At 70.0% G+C, this 15,738-nt stretch carries 15 protein-coding genes; 3 read left to right on the top strand and 12 right to left on the bottom strand.

Annotation, left to right across the window (positions count from 1 at the left end; genetic code table 11):
• Positions 1-230 precede the first annotated feature (230 nt).
• From EOD73_RS06315 to EOD73_RS06325, 3 genes are all read left to right on the top strand, one after another.
• The gene (locus tag EOD73_RS06315; protein WP_127681897.1) at positions 231-446 is read left to right on the top strand and encodes a hypothetical protein; all 216 of its coding nucleotides are present in this window, start codon (positions 231-233) and stop codon (positions 444-446) included.
• Positions 447-517: 71 nt separating this feature from the next.
• Positions 518-2,386 (top strand): sulfatase family protein, encoded by a 1,869-nt coding sequence (locus EOD73_RS06320; protein WP_164845960.1) that lies wholly within the window; start codon positions 518-520, stop codon positions 2,384-2,386.
• The gene (locus tag EOD73_RS06325) at positions 2,383-3,420 is read left to right on the top strand and encodes a sulfotransferase family protein (RefSeq protein ID WP_127681901.1); all 1,038 of its coding nucleotides are present in this window, start codon (positions 2,383-2,385) and stop codon (positions 3,418-3,420) included. Before EOD73_RS06320 ends, EOD73_RS06325 begins: the two co-directional genes overlap by 4 nt.
• On the opposite strand, the gene EOD73_RS06330 is transcribed toward EOD73_RS06325, so the two are convergent.
• From EOD73_RS06330 to EOD73_RS06385, 12 genes are all read right to left on the bottom strand, one after another.
• Positions 3,405-4,604, bottom strand: a complete 1,200-nt coding sequence (locus tag EOD73_RS06330; RefSeq protein ID WP_127681903.1) for a type II secretion system F family protein — start codon at positions 4,602-4,604, stop codon at positions 3,405-3,407. The genes EOD73_RS06325 and EOD73_RS06330 overlap by 16 nt on opposite strands.
• A gap of 43 nt (positions 4,605-4,647) precedes the next feature.
• A complete protein-coding gene (locus tag EOD73_RS06335) occupies positions 4,648-6,387 on the bottom strand; it encodes a GspE/PulE family protein (RefSeq protein ID WP_127681905.1) in 1,740 nt (579 codons plus the stop codon).
• Positions 6,388-6,395: 8 nt separating this feature from the next.
• Entirely contained in the window at positions 6,396-8,504 is a 2,109-nt protein-coding gene (locus EOD73_RS06340) for a secretin GspD/PilQ domain-containing protein (protein ID WP_127681907.1), read from the bottom strand.
• The gene (locus tag EOD73_RS06345) at positions 8,497-8,943 is read right to left on the bottom strand and encodes a hypothetical protein (protein WP_127681909.1); all 447 of its coding nucleotides are present in this window, start codon (positions 8,941-8,943) and stop codon (positions 8,497-8,499) included. Before EOD73_RS06345 ends, EOD73_RS06340 begins: the two co-directional genes overlap by 8 nt.
• Positions 8,940-9,614 (bottom strand): hypothetical protein, encoded by a 675-nt coding sequence (locus EOD73_RS06350; protein WP_127681911.1) that lies wholly within the window; start codon positions 9,612-9,614, stop codon positions 8,940-8,942. Before EOD73_RS06350 ends, EOD73_RS06345 begins: the two co-directional genes overlap by 4 nt.
• A gap of 5 nt (positions 9,615-9,619) precedes the next feature.
• The gene (locus EOD73_RS06355) at positions 9,620-10,993 is read right to left on the bottom strand and encodes a hypothetical protein (protein ID WP_127681913.1); all 1,374 of its coding nucleotides are present in this window, start codon (positions 10,991-10,993) and stop codon (positions 9,620-9,622) included.
• A complete protein-coding gene (locus EOD73_RS06360) occupies positions 10,947-11,948 on the bottom strand; it encodes a type II secretion system minor pseudopilin (RefSeq protein ID WP_164845961.1) in 1,002 nt (333 codons plus the stop codon). The genes EOD73_RS06355 and EOD73_RS06360 overlap by 47 nt, the downstream gene beginning before the upstream one ends.
• Complete coding sequence (locus tag EOD73_RS06365) at positions 11,948-12,556, bottom strand: PulJ/GspJ family protein (RefSeq protein ID WP_127681915.1); 609 nt, start codon at positions 12,554-12,556, stop codon at positions 11,948-11,950. The genes EOD73_RS06360 and EOD73_RS06365 overlap by 1 nt, the downstream gene beginning before the upstream one ends.
• Positions 12,553-12,993, bottom strand: coding sequence for a type II secretion system protein (locus EOD73_RS06370; RefSeq protein WP_127681917.1), 441 nt, complete (start codon positions 12,991-12,993; stop codon positions 12,553-12,555). The genes EOD73_RS06365 and EOD73_RS06370 overlap by 4 nt, the downstream gene beginning before the upstream one ends.
• Positions 12,990-13,394 carry a type II secretion system protein gene (locus tag EOD73_RS06375; RefSeq protein WP_164845962.1) on the bottom strand — a complete coding sequence of 135 codons (405 nt, stop codon included), beginning with the start codon at positions 13,392-13,394 and terminating at the stop codon, positions 12,990-12,992. The genes EOD73_RS06370 and EOD73_RS06375 overlap by 4 nt, the downstream gene beginning before the upstream one ends.
• Positions 13,395-13,404: 10 nt before the next feature.
• Entirely contained in the window at positions 13,405-13,842 is a 438-nt protein-coding gene (gene gspG, locus EOD73_RS06380; protein ID WP_127682450.1) for a type II secretion system major pseudopilin GspG, read from the bottom strand.
• A 123-nt stretch (positions 13,843-13,965) separates the two neighbouring features.
• Complete coding sequence (locus EOD73_RS06385) at positions 13,966-15,342, bottom strand: hypothetical protein (protein WP_127681921.1); 1,377 nt, start codon at positions 15,340-15,342, stop codon at positions 13,966-13,968.
• Positions 15,343-15,738: the final 396 nt, after the last annotated feature.

Below are 15,738 nucleotides of genomic sequence, written 5' to 3' on the forward strand. Positions count from 1 at the left end.
GCGGATTCTAGAAAGCACGCAGGCGCTCGGCCGCTCGAATCTCCTGGGGCGACCGCTTGCTGGGCTGCCCCGACGCCGACAACACCCCAGGGCGCAGGGTGATCCATGGCGATGGCCCGGAGGCAAGCGGGGCACGGCCGCAGCCCAGTTCGGGCCGGCCTGCGCCGCCCGAGGGCTAAACTTTGCCGCTGTTTGCGCACCCAGCGCCACCGCATCCGGTGCCCTCCCCCATGTCGCTTGTTCACCGCCTCGCCGTGCTTTGCTTCATGCTGCTTATGACGCAGCAGGCACACGCTTACATCGACCCCAATGCCGGCGGACTGTTGTTCCAACTGCTCGCGCCGCTGTTCGCCGGCATCGTGGGCGCTTGGCTCGTGGCCCGGCGTTGGGTGGCGGCGCAATGCCGTCGTTGGTGGCGACGCATCACAGGACGGCCTGAGGTTTGACCCGGGGATTGCCAGCGTTCACTCCCCTGCGGGCGTGGGCGGCGGCCATCGCCGCAACCGCCGTTCTGGGCGTGCCACTCACGGCTTTGCCCATCTTGGATGGCATGCTGTTCATCAACAGCGGCGTGCTCGTGGCGCGGGACTTGGCCATGTTGCTCGCGCTGGGCATCCTGGCCTGTGCCGGCTTGGTGGCGCTGTCTTCGCTGGTTCGGATCGGCCTGGGCCGGTGGCTCGGCACGGCACGGGCCAGTTTGTGGGCCTGGACGATCGTGCTCCTGCCGCTGGCCCTCTTGGTGCTGCGGCAAACGGGGCGCGTGGGCCTGGAGTGGCTGCGCAGCGTCTCGCCCTGGGTGCTGACGCTGTCGCCCTGGCAGAAACTGGCGCTGCTGGCGGCCTTCGGCGCGCTCGGGCTGGTTTGGATGCTGCGGACGGGGTGGCAGCGCTCGCTCGGCCACTTGCTGGCGGGTTTCGAGGCCCTGCGGCCCTTGGCATGGGGCTTGTGCATCGGGGCGCTGGCCTTGATCGCTTGGCGCCCGCCGGTGTGGATGCCCCTGGGCGCCAAAGCGCCGTCCACGGCCCAAGTGGCGACCCCGGACAAGCCCCACATCTTGGTGTTGACCATCGACACCGTGGCCGCGCAGGATGCGGCAGCGTGCCGCAGCGACAGCGCGACGATGCCGAACTTGGCCCGATTTGCGAGTTCGGCCACCTGCTTCACCCGGTTCCAGGCGGCGTCCAACTTCACCACGGCCTCCGTGTCGAGCATGGAAACGGGCCTGTTGCCCTGGCAGCACCACGCCAACCAGCCCGATGCAACCATCGTGCCGCCGCTGCGCCAGCACACCGTCGCGCAGGTGCTGCGCGACCACGGGTGGCGCACGCACTTCATCACCGACAACCTGCTGGGCAGCCCGCGCCACCGGGGCAGCTTTGAGGGCTACGACAGCGCCCCCTTGGCGCCCACCACGCTGTGGGTCAATGCGGTGCGCTTTGCCGCCACGCGCTGGCCCGACACCGCCCTGCCGCGCCTGGTGTCTGCCAGCTTGGCCTTCCTGGCCCCGCTCGACGAACGCCGCCACCAGCACCAGAGCCCTTACCGCTCGGAAGCGGTGTACGACGCGCTGCACGCCACCCTGGACGCCGAACGCGCCCACGGGGCCCCGCAGTTCGTGTTCACGCTGAGCCTGCCGCCCCACGCGCCCTACCTGCCGCCACCGTCCACGCGCTACAAGCTCCTGCCCCCCGGGGTGCTGGACCGTCTGTCGGACCTGATGCCGGACAACATGGCCTACCCCTCCGCGCAGCAACCGGCGGTCGACCAGCACCGCTTGCGCTACCGCGAGTCGCTGATGGCCGCCGACGCCGCCCTGGGGCGCACCTTGGATCGCCTGGAGCGCGAAGGCTGGCTGAAGAACGCGATCGTCATCGTCACCAGCGACCACGGCGAGTCGTTCGAAAAGGGCTACCTGGGCCACGCTGGCGTCCCGGTGCACCAGGCCCTGGCCAACGTGCCCTTCGTGGTCAAGCTGCCCGGCCAGACCGAGGGCCGGGTGGTGCACCAAGCCGCGAGCCAGGTGGACATCGCGCCGACCTTGCTCGACCTGACCGGCCTCGCGCCTCTGCCCCGCGCCGAAGGCCGCTCGCTGCGCCCCATCTTGGAAGGCCGCGACCTGCCGGACGCGCCGGTGTTCACGATGGCCCTGGAGCGCCAAGGTCGCGACGCCCCCATCCAGAGCGGTCGCGTGGCCGTGGTGGACGGCCCTTGGAAGCTGATCCTTCACCTCGACGACGGCCAACACCAACTGTTCCGCCTGGACCGCGACCCGCTGGAAACGCAAGACCTCAGCGCCCAGCACCCGGCCGAAGTGCAGCGCCTTCAGGCCACCATCCGGCAGCGCATCGCCCGCGTCGACGCCCAGCGCGGGCTGGCCCGCCCATGAGGCCGACCCTGGCCGTGAGCCAGCCCCTGCTGGCGTGGCTGCGCGATGACCCCGCTTGGCGCCAGCTGCCTTGGTCCACCCGCGCCGGCCTGGCGTGGCGTGCCCGGTTGGGCTCATGGAACGCGGGCTTGAGCGCCCAACTGGCCCCTGCCCGCAGCTTGCCGGAGCACGCGCTGTTCATCCTGGGCCCCTGGCGTAGCGGCAGCACCGTGATGCACGAACTGCTGCACGCCGCCCTCGGCTGGCCCACGCCCAGGACCTGGCAGTGCATGGACCCCACGGCCTTCCAGTTGCAGCGCGCGCCACGCCGGGACACCCCGGTGGCCCGCCCCATGGACGGCCTGGCGCTGGGCGCCCTGTCGCCCCAAGAGGACGAGTTCGCGCTGCTGGGCCTGGGCGTCGACTCGGCCTACCGCGGCTTTTGGATGCCGCACCGCCTGGACGCCCTGCACCACACGCTGGACCCGGCTCACTGGCAGCAACAGGCGGACTGGCTGTCGGTGTGGGGGCGTTTTGTCGGCGCCATCCAGGGGTCGCACCCGCAGGTGCTGCTCAAGTCGCCCAACCACAGTTTTCGCTGGCCGGCTTTCGTGGCGGCCCTGCCCCAGGCCAAGGCCGTGTGGATGCTGCGCGATGGGGCGTCCGTGTTCGCCTCGAACCGCAAGATGTGGCGCCAAATGGCCCAACTGCACGGACTCACCGAGGTCGAACCGGCCGCGCTCGACCGCTTCTTGGCCGCGGCCCTGCGGCGGTGCGCCGAGATCTTGGCGTCGAACGCCCTGCCCGCCGACCGCTTTGCCACCTGCCACCAAGAGCGCCTGCGGCTGCAGCCCGCGGCCGAAGTGCGCCGCCTCGTCGAACAGCTCCAACTGAGCGACCGGGTGGACGAAGCGGCCCTGGCGGCGGCGGTGGCCCGCACCGCGTCAGGCCGCATCGACGCCTATGCGCCCTTGAACGACCTCGATGCCGACGTGCAGGCGGCCATCCAGCGCTTCGACGAGGCGCAGCAGCGCGTCGATCAGCCCGCCATCTGATTCATGCTGGTGATCACCAGCATCACCGAGATCATCACCATCGCGATCACGCCGCCGATCACCAAGATCGCGGCGGGTTCGATCAAGGCCAGCAGCCGGCGTTGGGTGGTGCGGGCGGCCTCGCGTTGGGCCTTGCCCAAGGCCAGCAGCATCTTCGGCAACTCGCCGCTGCGCTCCCCCACCCGGATGAGGTTCAAGCGCTCGGGCGGGAACCAGCCTTGGATCGCCAAGGCGTCGGCCAGGCTCGATCCCTGTTGGATGTCGCGGCAGGCGCGGCTCACGCCCTCGCGCATGGCGGCCGAGTACAGCACCTGCACCGACAGGTCCAGGGCCGGCACGATCGGCACCCGGTTGGCCAACAAGGCCCCCAACACCGTCGCCCAGCGCCCGATCTCGCCTTGGATCAGCCAGGGGCCGATCGCCGGCAGCCGGGTGAGCCACTGCCAAACGGCCTGCCGCCAAGCCGCCTGGCGCATGGCCACCACCGCCAGGGCGACAAGGGCGCCTGCGGCGTAGGCAAAGAACTCCCAATGGCCCTTGACGAACACGCCGGCCTCGATGACCCAGCGTGAGAACTCCGGCACGTCGGCCCGCGCACTGCGCAGCATGGGGGCAAACCGCGGCACCACGCCAACGAACACCAGCAGGATGGCCAAAACCCCGGCCACCACCAGAATCGTCGGGTACACCAGCGCGCTCTTGAGCTCTTCCACGCTTTGCCGGGCCGATTCCAACTGCTCGGCCGCGTCGTCCAAGGCCGTGGCCAAGGCGCCGCTCGCCTCCCCGGCCTTGACCAAGGCCAGCACGTAGGGCGGGAACGCCAAGCCCGCGCTTTCCATGGCCTCGGACAGGGCGCGCCCTTGCCGGACCCGCTCGTCCAGCAGCGCCACCGCCTGCCCCAAGGCCTGCTTGGCGTAGGCCTGCGCCAGGCCCGGCAAGGCCTCGCCCAAGGTCACGCCAGCGGCCAGCAGGGTGGCCATCTCACGCAGCAGCAGCACGCGGTCCTCGGCCTTCACGGGCCGGCGCGAAACGCTCGTAGGCGCCAGACCGCCCTGCGCCACCACGGACACGGGCGTCAGCCCGCGCTCTTGCAGGCTGCGCACGGCGTCGGCCTCGCTCGGCGCGTCCAGGTGGCCCTGGTGCAACTGCCCCTGAGCGTCGCGAGCGCTGTAACGCACCTTCATCGCTGCGACCCGGTGGCCGTTGACGGGCAACCGAGGGCGGCGCTCATGCGCCCTCCTCCATCGCGCCCCCCGTGGCCCGCAGCACCTCGTCCCAGGTGCTGGTGCCTTGCATCACGCGGGCCAAGCCCTCGTCGGCCAAGGAGCGGCGGCCCGCCCGGTTGGCCAACTCCACCAAACGGGCCATGGGCGCCTGCTGCGAGATGGCGTGCTGCAGATCGGCATCGACGTCCATCATTTCGTAAATGCCCAAACGCCCCAAGAAACCGCTGCCCCCGCAACGGGCACAGCCCACGGCCGAGCGCCAACGGGGCGCCGCCACCTCGCCATCCGCGCGTCGCGCGCCCTCGACGCGGGCCAACAAGCCCTCGCTCAGCGTGGGGGGCGGCGCGCCGGCATCGACGGCGCAGGCCTCGCACAAGCGCCGCACCAAGCGCTGCGCCATCACTGCCCGCAGGGACGCGGCCACCAAGAAGGGCTCGATGCCCATGTCCACCAAGCGGGTGATGGCCGACGGGGCGTCGTTGGTGTGCAGGGTGGCCAAGACCAAGTGGCCAGTCAGGGCCGACTGGATGGCGATCTCGGCGGTCTCGCGGTCGCGGATTTCGCCGACCATGATGATGTCCGGATCGTGCCGCAGGAAGGCGCGCAGCGCCCGGGCAAAGGTGTAGCCGATGTCGGGCTGGGCTTGCACCTGGATCACATGGGGCAAGCGGAATTCCACCGGGTCTTCCACCGTGACGATCTTGCGCGTGCGGTCGTTCGTCGCGGCCAAGGCCGTGTACAGCGAGGTGCTCTTGCCTGAGCCGGTAGGACCGGTCACCAGCACCAACCCGTTGGGCATGTGCAGCCAGCGCTTGAACTGCAGCAACTGCGGCGGGCGCATGCCCAAGCGGTCCAGCGACAGGTCGTCGCGCTTCTTGGGCAAGAGGCGCATCACGATGGATTCGCCGTACACCGCCGGGATGGTGGAGACGCGAACGTCCATCTCGGCCCCTGCCGCGCGGGTGGAGATGCGCCCGTCTTGCGGCAACCGCCGCTCGGCGATGTCGATGCCGGCGATCAGCTTGATGCGCGAGGCCACCGCCGGGTAGCGGTCCATGGGCAGGGTTTGGCGCACGTGCAGCACGCCGTCGATGCGCAAACGCACCTCCAACTGCCGCTCACCGGGCTCGAGGTGGATGTCCGACGCGCGGGCCTCGACGGCTTGGGCGATGAGGTTGTTGACCAGCGCCACCACGGGCGCGTCCTCGGCCAACTCGCGCAAGGCGCGCTCGTCCAGCGGCCCCGTGGCCCCGGCCCCGGTGGCCGGCCGCGTCAAGCGCTCCAGCCAGGCCTCCAACTCCGTCTCGGGCATCAACGCCCAGCGTGCCTGCGGGCCCCAGGGGCAGGCAAGCACGGTTTCTTGCAGGTCGGGGGCCTGTGGCAGGTGCGAGGCCACCCACCAGGCGCCGTCGTCCTCTTGCCACACCAAGGCCTTCAAGCGGTGCAGGCGGCTGGCGTCGCGACCCAGCGCCTCGGCCCCTTGCCGCAGGGCGTCTTCGCTCAGGGCCTCGCCCCGCACCGGGCGCACGCCCAAATGCTCGGCCAACGGGGCCAGCAGCGAGTCGACCGTGAGCGCGCCCATGCGCAACAGCACGTCGCCCAAGCGGCCGCCGTGTGCCGCCTGGTAGGCCAAAGCGGCTTCCAAGTCGGGTGCGCGCAGGAGCCCCAAGCCCAGCAGGCGCTCCCCCAGCCGGACGGGCGGCGGTGTGATCGCCGGCGGGACGTCGTCGCGAAGAGCCATCGCGGTGCTCAGGGTGCGGGCAGCGCGCTGGCGCCTTCCGCGGGCTCGGCTGCTTTGCGCAGTGCGGCGGGCTGTTGGGCCCAACTGCCCAGCGACTTCCGGAACGCATCGGTGATGGCCTCGGCCTCGTGCGTGTCATTCGCGATGTAGGCCGTGATCAACACCACCAGTTCGGTGCGCCGTTCGCTGCGCGTTTGCTTGCTGAAAAGGTTGCCCACCACCGGAATGTCCTTCAGCAGCGGCACGCCGTTCTTGCCTTCCGATCCCGTGCTCGAAATCAAGCCACCCAACAGCACCGTGGCACCGCTGCGCAGCGTGAGTTTGGTGTCGACCTTGCGTTGCTGGATCGTCGGCGATGAGGTCACGCCGGTCGTGGTGTTGATGGCTTCGCTGACCTCTTGCTGGACGTCCAAATCGATCTGATCGCCCGAATGGATGACCGGCTTGATCTTGAGGATCACGCCCGTGCTGCGGTACTGCACCGTGGTCAAGAGTCCATTGGAGGTGCTCGTCGTGACGCCTGTGGCCTGCTGCTGGCTGACGATGGGCACCTCTTGGCCGACTTGGATCGTGGCCGACTCGCCGTTGCGGGCCATCAGGCGCGGGCTCGACAAAATGGTCGCGCGGTTGTCCGTGGCCAAGGCACTGAGCGCCAGTTTCGGCACATTCAGCCCGTTGAACACGTTGATGCTCAAGGCGCCCGTGGCCGAGCCACCGGCCGACGTGCCAATGCGATATCCCCCGCCCGCTTCGATGCGACTCGCAAGCAGGTCCACCCCGATCTCGGTCGAGTCGTTCAAGGTCAACTCGGCCACGGTCACCTCGATCAGCGCCGCGCGCGACGGCCGATCGAGCATCTGCAACAGGCCCGTCAACTGCCCGTACTCCTCGGGCTTGGCCTGGAAGATGAGCGTGTTGGTGGCCTTGTCCACGACCACGGAATTCAGACGCGTGCTCGCGCTGGCCTCGGGCTTGGCCCCGGTGGCCGGCGTGGTGGTGGCGGAGCTGCCACCGCCTGACAACAGCCGGTCCAAGGTGCCCGCCAAGGCTTCGGCGTCCTTGTGCTTCACGGCGTAGCTGAAGAAGTTCTTGCCAATGCCTCGGTCGGCGGGCCGGTCCAAGGCCTTGGCCCATTGCGACACGTGGGCCGCGACGGCGTCCGTCGTCGCGAACACGTAGACCGTGTTGAGCGCCGACACCGGCAGCAAGATCACCGGCGCACGGGCCGCCCCCGGCGTCACCGGGTTGCCCACCGGGTGCACCGTGTAGCCCTCAGCCGCCAGCACTTCGGCCAAGCGCCGCGCCAGTTCTTCGGCCGACCAAAACGCGGGCGACAAGGCCAGGCTGGCCCGGCCCTTCATCGCGGGCTGGTCCAGGGCGGCAATGGCCTCCATGGCGGCCTGCACGTTGTCCGGGTTGCCGCGCAGCAGCACCGCATTGCGTCCTGCGTCCTCCATCACCGTCACCCGGTCGCCAAACATGGTGCGCAGCCACACCGTGACGTCGGTCTGGCGCACCGCCTGCAGCGGCACCAAATGAAAGATCGGCCGCAAAGGCAAAGGCACTTCGGGCGAGGCGGCGCCGTACCGGATGGCCGGCAAGTCGCCCAAGGCGGCGTTGTCGGGCAGGACCCGCACCACGCCGCCCACGTCCACGGCCGACAAGCCATAGGACTTCAACACCAAGCGCACCGCCTGTTCGACCTGTTCGGCCGTTTGGTCGGGACCGGTTCGGAAGGTGACCAGGTCCTGGCGCTGCACCACCGACGGGTGCAGGTTCACGTTCTTCTTGATCACCTCGGCGTAGACCAATTGCACGAAGGTGGGCAGCGCCACCTGCTGCAGGTTCACCGCGGCCACGGTGGCATCGCCCGCCGCGGCCTTGGCCGGCGCGGGCTCGGCCGGCGCCGCCTGGACTGGCGGCACGGGGGTGCTGCTGGTGCGCAAGGTGCGCGGGGCTTCCACGGCCTCGTTGACCGGCGCCGACGCCGCGGCGCCCGGCACGCGAAGCGGCGCGGGAATGTTGGGCGACAGGGGTGCGCAAGCCGCCAGCAATGCGGCCACCGCCGGCGCGCCACCGGCGCGCAGGGCGATCCACCACGGGGTTCGATTAGTCAAGGGCTTGCACTCCAATGCGAAGAATCTTTCGACCCACTTGCACACACACGGTGCCGGGCTCCACCGCTTGCACGCGGTGCCCACTGGGCAGGGCGTCGCCCACGCGCAGGATCTGGGTGGGGCGGCTCGGGTCTCGGAAGGACACCACGACCTGGGCCTCGCGGCCGCGGCCCAGCACGCCGGCAATGCGCCAGCGCTCGTCGGGGGGTGGCGCGGCGGCGCCAGGGGCGGCGGAAGGCGCTTCGGCCTCGAACATCGCCGAGGTCGCCAACGACAAGGCCACGCCAGCTTGGTCGGGCTTGCGGGGCATCTCGGCCAAGGCCCAACTCGCCGACTGCCGCAAACCCACTGTCTTGCCGGCCTCGTCGGCCCCCGGTGCCAGCACGGCCCCCAGCGCCAACAGGCCCACCCACAGCGCCCCCCGTTGCCAAGCGGTCATGGCTGGCCTTTCGGGGCGCTGGCGGCGGTCGGGGCGCTGGGCCCCGCGAGGGCGCGCAGTTGAAGCTCGACCTGCGGCGGCACCGCCGAGCCCCGCCACACCAAACGCTCCACCAACAACGATTGCTCGTTGCGTTGCAACTCGGCCAAGAGCGCCATGACGGCGCTGCGCTTCAAGTCCACGATCAGTTTGGCCCGCATGGCGGTCGTTTGCGGCGGCACGCGGGCCACCAGGCCGTCGGCCGGCACGGCGGGGGTCGCCGCGGCGCCGGCCGACGGCGTCGCGACGCGGGCCACCTGAAGGTCGCGCACCGTCAGTCCCAACCCCGTGGTGACCTTGCGCAACCAGTCTTGCAAGGCCGCTTCGCCCAGGGCCGGGTCGCTGCCCGACCAAGCCATGCTGCGGTACGCCAGCAGCTGCTCCTGCGCCTGCTGCGCCCGGGCTGCCCAGTCGCCTTCTTGCCCCATGACCGCCAAGCGGCTGCCTTCTTGGCGGGCGGCCTTGAGCGCCGAGCGCTTTTGGTCCACGTCGTCCAGCACCGTGAGCAGGCCGTGCACGCACAAGATGCCGAGCACCAAGCGCACGCCCCAACGCAGTCGGGCCGAGGCCTGCCACTGCGCCACCCAGGGCGAGAGCGCAGGAAGGGTGCGGGTGATCCAGGTGTCCGCCATGCTCGTCATTTCACGGCGTCGAACACCGACTGGGGAGGAAAGTCTTCACCGCTGGCGGCCATGGCGATGGGCTTGGGGTTGCTGCGGAACTGCGGCCGCGCTTCGGCAGGCGCCGTCGCCGGGGCGTTCGGTTTGGTGCTGCCGGGGGCAGGGGCCGGGCGTGCCGCCACCACCGGCGCCGGGGGGGGTGGGGCCACGGCCGCTGGCGTGGGCGCCGTGGTGATGGCAGCAGCGGGTCCGCTCGGGGCCGCCGCCGTGTCGGCACGAGGCGCTGCGCCGGCATTGGAAGAAGCGGTGGCAGCCTGCGCCCCTGCGGGCGCCCCACCCGGCATCGCCGTTCGCAAGTCCACGTCCAGCCAGAGCAGGTCGCGCCCACTCTCCACCCGCACCTCGGTGGGGTTGGCAAACTGGCGCACGCTTTGCACGCCCTTGAGCAACTCGCTGCGCGGCAAGGCCGCGGGCACTTGCAGTCCCATGCGCAGCTTGTCGCCGCGCCAGTCCAATTCCTTGACCACCACTTGGCGCTTGGCCAGGGCCTCGTGCAGAGCCTCGAAGAGCTCCACCGGCAGCACCGTCGGAATCAGCCACTGGGCCCACTGGCCGGCCTCCGCGCTGCGCTGCAGGGCGGCGTCGCGCTCGGCCAGCACCGGACCCAGCCGGGCCCGCTGGTCGGCATTGCTGGCCAGCTGATCGCGCAACGATCGCTCGACGCCCCACCATTGGGCGCCGACCACGCCGGCGCAGAACACGAGCGCCGCCAGCGCCACGTCAACGAGGCGGGACTCGCGCGCCTGGTCGTGGGCCTGGTCCCCGAGCGGCACGGCCCAGGGCTTGTTCAGCCACGCTGGCGCGTCGTCCACGGTCGGCTGCGGCCAGCCGGCCGCTTCGCCCGACAGCGACTGGGCAAAGAGCCGCCACGCCTCGGGCGCCGGCGCCTCGGGCCACCAGCGACTGGCGACCAAGCGGCCGTTGCGCCAGACCTGCCCTTCCACGCCATCGGACATCCGCGCCAAGCGAGGTCCGTCGGCGCCGGGGGCGCGCAGCAGCACTTCGGGCAGGACCTTGCACGCGTCGGGTCGCACGCCCCGCTCGGCCAAGGCCTCGCGAACCTGTCGTGCATCCCAGGCCACGGCCAGGCCCTCGTCGTCGCCAAGCAGCAAGCACAAGGCGCTGTCGTCAAATGGCTGCCACGCCAGGGCTTGCACGCGAAGGGCGTCGGCCCGCTCGTGCGCCGGCACGTGCGCCAAGGCGAACCATTTCAGGCGGCACAGTTCCCGCGCCACGACTAGGGTGGCGCGACCCCAGCGTCGCCCGGCGTCGCCCGCCAGGCCCTCAGCGCGAAGCAGCAGGGGCGCTTGGGTTCGACCCAGGGTCGGCATCGAGCGGGAAGCGGGGAAGCGCGCGGCGAGTGGGCTCATCAAGGGGCAGAGGGCGCGGAGCCAGTTGATGCTCGCGAACCAGCCAGGGTCCATCCTGACCGGCCGGCGTGAGCTGAAGATTGTAGTCAAGGGCCTGTGGCAATCCGGGGGCCCAGACGGTCACGCGGCTCGTGAAGCCGGGCACCAGCAAGGTCTGCTCGTCGTCCATCAACAAGCCGGTGGCTCGGCCGGCCGCACGGTTCTCTCGCAACAGGTCGGCGGCCCGCAGCCCTTCCAGCGCCGTCAGCTGCTCGGGGGTCGCCCCCGCATAGCGGGCGCGCAGCACCGGCAGGGGCGCCGTGTTGGGGTTGAACTGGTTGTTGATGGCGGTGTGCAGCCACCGGGCGATGCGGCGGGTGCGCACCAGGTCGTCGCGCCAGCCCGGCATTTGCTCCAACTCGGCCAGGCTCAGCAGCCAGTCGTTGCGCGGCCCGCTCCGCCCTTGGGCCCGGTAGTCGTCGGCCTCTGCGCCATTGATCCGCCGCAGGCTGTCGGGGTCCTCGTAGTCCTGCAGAACGTCCAACCAGGCCTGCGCCGTGCCCAGGGGCAAACCGTCGTTGACCAAAAGCTGGATCAGGGCGTTGCGGTCGAGCGCGTTGACCGACAAGAGGCCGCGATGGTCCTGCACGGCCACCTGCGCGCCCTCGGCGGTGAGGTACCAGCGGCCGTCCTCGCGCAGCACCCGGATGCCGTCCCCGTGGCCCATGGGCTGCAAACCTTGGGTGGCCATCCAGTAGCGGGTCACCGACCAGGCCGTGGCCGCATCGGCCTGGGCCTGCGCCATCTCATCGAAGCCCAGCACCTGACGGCGAAGCGCGTCGTTGCGCTCTGCAAACCGCAAGGCCACGAAAGAGCCCACGGCCAGCAAACCCAGCACCAAGATCAGGACATAACCCGACTGTTGCTTTCGCATCATCAGTCCACCCAGTCGCGCAAGCGGGGGCGGCTGCGCTCGTTGTCGAGCACCGACACCCACAGGGGGCCGCCCACTGACTCGTCCAGGTCCACGAGGACGCGTTGGGGCGGACGACGCGGGCGCTCGGCCACCGCCTGCGGCGGCCAAGCCTTCAGCCAGCGGCCGTCTTCGTCTTGGTACTGAAACGACGGGGCCGCCCCCGTCCAACGCAGGAGGGTCACGGGCTCCGCGCCCGGACCTTGGGCCAGGCGCAGGCTCCCGGCCTGCGTGCGGGGCTCGTAATCGAGTTGCAGTTGGACGCTGTCGGTCACCGCCCCGCCGCCGGCCAGGCCCACGGCGCTTTTCAGCTGCAGGCGCTGGGCATCGCCCAAGAAGGCCGTGGGCTCGTTGACCTGCTCGGGCAAGGCAGAGGCCAGCAGCACGCGGACCCATTCGCGCCGCACCAGCACCGTCTGCCCCGCGCTGCCGCTGCGCTCCAGCAGCTGTTCCACCCCCGCCAGTTGCCGCATGGCCTGGGTCAACAAGGTGGTGGCCATGGCGGCAATCAGGAGCGCCACCATCATTTCCAGGAGGGTCAGGCCACGCACCGGGCCGCCGTTCGCGCTCATGAGGGATTGGCCGGCGCCCAGCCGCGCAGCGGCTGCCAGCCCACGATGCGTTGCCGCCACTGCACGGCATCGCCGGCGGTTTTGGCCTCCAGCCGCACCTCGTACAGCCCCAAAGCCCAGCGCGGGCTCAGGGCGCCGCCATAGTCGTTCTCCAGCCGCATCGGCTCGACCAAGCTGCTGCGCCACTGCAAGGTCCAGCGACCCAGTTGCACCTCGCCTTCCGGCTCCTTGGCCGGGTTCAGGTGCATCAGCCAAGCCTGCGCCTCCAGGCGGGCCTGGGCGCGGTCTTGCGTGGCCCGCAAGCGGTTGGCGGTGTCGTAGCTGGATTGAATCCAAGCGAACAGCATCAGGCCAGCCGTGCCCAAGAGCGCCATGGCCACCACCGCCTCCAAGAGGCCGAAACCCCGCTGTTGGAGGCCTTGCCGGCCCCGACTCATGGCGCGGCCTCCACGAGCTCGCCCGTCAGGGGCTGCACCCGCCAGCGCGTCACCTGCCCGCCCGCTTCCAGGCGGACCCAGCCCCCTTCGGCAGCGCCATTGGCGGCGTAGCGCAGCGGTCGCTCCAGGGTCAATCGGGCCCCGGCAGGTTGCGCGGCCAAGCCCTTCAGCAGCGTGGCGGCGTCCACTTCCATCGGCGCGCCGGACACGTAGGCATCGACGGGCAAGCGCTCGATGCGCGCGCGCACGTCGGCGCGCCAGCCTCGCAGCTCGGCGTTCTCCAGCCAGCGCACCACTGGGGGCGCGGCCACGCCGGCCACCATGGCCAGCAAGGCCATGACCACCAGCATTTCCAGCAGGGTGAAGCCGCGCCGTGCGCGGAAGGCGGGCGACGGCCGCATCAGCAGGCCGTCACTGGGCGGGCAACACCCCGAGGTCTTGCGCATCGCCCGTGCCGCCGGCTTGGCGGTCCGCGCCCCAGGAGTACAGCGCGAAGGGCAGGCCATCGCGTCCGGGCACGGCGTATTGGTAGGGCGAGTTCCAAGGGTCCAGTGGCAAGGCCACGTCGTCCAGGTACGGGCCCCGCCAGCGGGCGGCAAAGGCCGGATCGGCCGGGGCGCGGCTCAGCAGGTTCAGGCCCTCTTCGGCGGTCGGGTAGCGCCCGATGTCCAAGCGCAGGTTCTCCACGGCGCCACGCAGCAGCTTGATCTGGGCCTGGGCCGTGGTGATGTTGGACTTCTCCACGTTCTTGAACAGGCGCGGCCCGACGAGGCCGGCCAAGAGGCCAATGATCACCAAGACCACCAGCATTTCCAACAGCGTGAAACCGCGCGATTTGGCGTTTGACATCGGGTGCACGTCCCCATTCCCTGCGTGAAAACAACGAGCGCGGGAGTGTAGTCGGCCACCCCGCGCCCCAATGAAAAAGGGCGCCCGAAGGCGCCCTTGAAGCAGTTGGCTTGCGCCGTGTGCTTAGTAGGTCTTGCCAGCGTACGGACGCTCCAGCGCCAGGTAGCCAGCGGTCACGCCGTTGATGGCTTGCTGGTACACGCCCTTCACGTTCGCGGCCGGGCCGTTGATCGTGAAGGTGATCGCGCCACGCTGACCAGCGCTGAACGTGCAAACGTCGGCGGCGGTGATGGTGGTTTGACCCGTGCGCAGCGTGCCGGTCTTGGCCGTGCCGTAGGTCACGGTCTTGGCGGCGTCGTCGCTGTAGCAGGTGGCGGTGTACGAAGCGTCAGCACCCGTGTTCTGGAAGAAGAAGCGGGTGATGTTGCCGTTCGTGGTGTCGTTGTTGAAGAAGGCCGAACGCAGTTCCATCGCGTTGGCGCCCCACACCCACCACGAAGCGTTGCCGGTCACGGCCATGTCGGGCACGCCAGCCAGAGCCGGGTTGACCGAAGCCGAGATGCCGTACGTGCGGCTGGTGCCCAGGGACTTGGTGCCCAGGGTCTTCAGGCTGACGTTGCCGTCGGTGGCGCCGGTGGCGTTCAACTGGGCCGAGGTGGCGGTGAACGAGGCCGTGGCGCTGGCGCCGGTGCCGGCGGTCGTCACGGTCATGGCGGCGCCATTGACCGTCACGGCGCTTTGGCCAGCGAAGTTGACCGACACGCCGTCGAAGTCACCAGCGACGGTGAACGTGACGTTGGTCAGGGCGGCGTTGGTGAACTGCACGCCAGCGTTGGTCAGCAGCGAGCCGTTGATGTTCAGCGCGAAGTTGGCTTCGGCGGCATCCACGGTGTCGCCGTTGGCGGCCACGAAGCCGAACAGCGGACCGCGGGTGTCGTCCACGTTCGTCACCGTGCCGGTGTCTTGCGTGGCGGTCATCGTGACGCCTTGGTAGGTCTGGCCAACGGTGTTGGTCAGATCGGCCGAGTTGTCGATGCGGGCGGTTTCACCCAGGTCCCACACGCCGACGCTGATGCTCTCGGTAGCGCCGACCGAAGCCAGGCCGTGCGAGGCCAGCACCAGACCCGTGAAGGTCAGGTTGGCGGCGTTGTTGACGAACGCGGTGGTCACGTCAACTTCGTACGCGCACTCGGCGGTCGAAGCGCGCTTCACCGAGACGGTGGCAGCGCCGGTGCCGGCGACCACGGGGATCGCGGTCGTGCAGCTGGCAGCCGAGAAGGTCGAACCGGCCTTGGGCTTGATCACCACAGTGAAGTCTTGCGCCGTGGTGCGATCCACGCCGATCGTCAGAACGGCGGCGGGCAGCGTGACGGCGCTGCTGTTGGTGATGGCTTCCACAGCGTACTTGCTGGGGGTGACAGCCAAGCTGCCTGCCATGGCGGCGGTGCCGCATGCCGAGGCGGCTGCGACAGCCAGCAGCTTCAAACTAAAGCTTTTCATCGATAACTCTCCGAGTCGTTGTTGCAACAAATGAACGAACCACAAGCCAGGGCACTTCAGCTCGCCGCATTGGGTCGATTGCGGCGGTCCGTTGCCAGAACCGCCTGCAGCCACCAACACGGCGACCACAGCGTCGACGCAAAGCACTCCGGCCTGCATCCCCACATGCAACAAGCCCATAGGAGCCTGAAACAGCAGGTTGGCCGACAGCATAGCAGAGGGTTCTAGGGGGTTTGGCGCACCAAGGCGGTGTGTTCCCTGGGATTTGCCCCAGCAACGTTGCTGCGGCGCATCAGTTATGTCGCTCGGGGGCGCGGCGGCGTGAAAGAAAGTTACAGGGCGGACCAGCGCCGCCGCTGGCTCGGGCGCCCCACCCCGCCCGATAAACTGCCGCCC

This window comes from Inhella crocodyli (genome assembly GCF_004004565.1).
In the GTDB taxonomy this organism is placed as follows: Bacteria; Pseudomonadota; Gammaproteobacteria; order Burkholderiales; family Burkholderiaceae_C; genus Inhella; species Inhella crocodyli.

What these genes read in the sequence shown, in the direction of transcription:
- EOD73_RS06315 (WP_127681897.1), top strand. Translation starts at nt 231, where the DNA reads ATGTCGCTTGTTCACCGCCTCGCCGTGCTTTGCTTCATGCTGCTTATG.
- EOD73_RS06325 (WP_127681901.1), top strand. Translation starts at nt 2,383, where the DNA reads ATGAGGCCGACCCTGGCCGTGAGCCAGCCCCTGCTGGCGTGGCTGCGC.
- EOD73_RS06330 (WP_127681903.1), bottom strand. Translation starts at nt 4,604, where the DNA reads ATGAAGGTGCGTTACAGCGCTCGCGACGCTCAGGGGCAGTTGCACCAG.
- EOD73_RS06335 (WP_127681905.1), bottom strand. Translation starts at nt 6,387, where the DNA reads ATGGCTCTTCGCGACGACGTCCCGCCGGCGATCACACCGCCGCCCGTC.
- EOD73_RS06345 (WP_127681909.1), bottom strand. Translation starts at nt 8,943, where the DNA reads ATGACCGCTTGGCAACGGGGGGCGCTGTGGGTGGGCCTGTTGGCGCTG.
- EOD73_RS06350 (WP_127681911.1), bottom strand. Translation starts at nt 9,614, where the DNA reads ATGGCGGACACCTGGATCACCCGCACCCTTCCTGCGCTCTCGCCCTGG.
- EOD73_RS06355 (WP_127681913.1), bottom strand. Translation starts at nt 10,993, where the DNA reads ATGCCGACCCTGGGTCGAACCCAAGCGCCCCTGCTGCTTCGCGCTGAG.
- EOD73_RS06360 (WP_164845961.1), bottom strand. Translation starts at nt 11,948, where the DNA reads ATGATGCGAAAGCAACAGTCGGGTTATGTCCTGATCTTGGTGCTGGGT.
- EOD73_RS06365 (WP_127681915.1), bottom strand. Translation starts at nt 12,556, where the DNA reads ATGAGCGCGAACGGCGGCCCGGTGCGTGGCCTGACCCTCCTGGAAATG.
- EOD73_RS06370 (WP_127681917.1), bottom strand. Translation starts at nt 12,993, where the DNA reads ATGAGTCGGGGCCGGCAAGGCCTCCAACAGCGGGGTTTCGGCCTCTTG.
- EOD73_RS06375 (WP_164845962.1), bottom strand. Translation starts at nt 13,394, where the DNA reads ATGCGGCCGTCGCCCGCCTTCCGCGCACGGCGCGGCTTCACCCTGCTG.
- gspG (WP_127682450.1), bottom strand. Translation starts at nt 13,842, where the DNA reads ATGTCAAACGCCAAATCGCGCGGTTTCACGCTGTTGGAAATGCTGGTG.
- EOD73_RS06385 (WP_127681921.1), bottom strand. Translation starts at nt 15,342, where the DNA reads ATGAAAAGCTTTAGTTTGAAGCTGCTGGCTGTCGCAGCCGCCTCGGCA.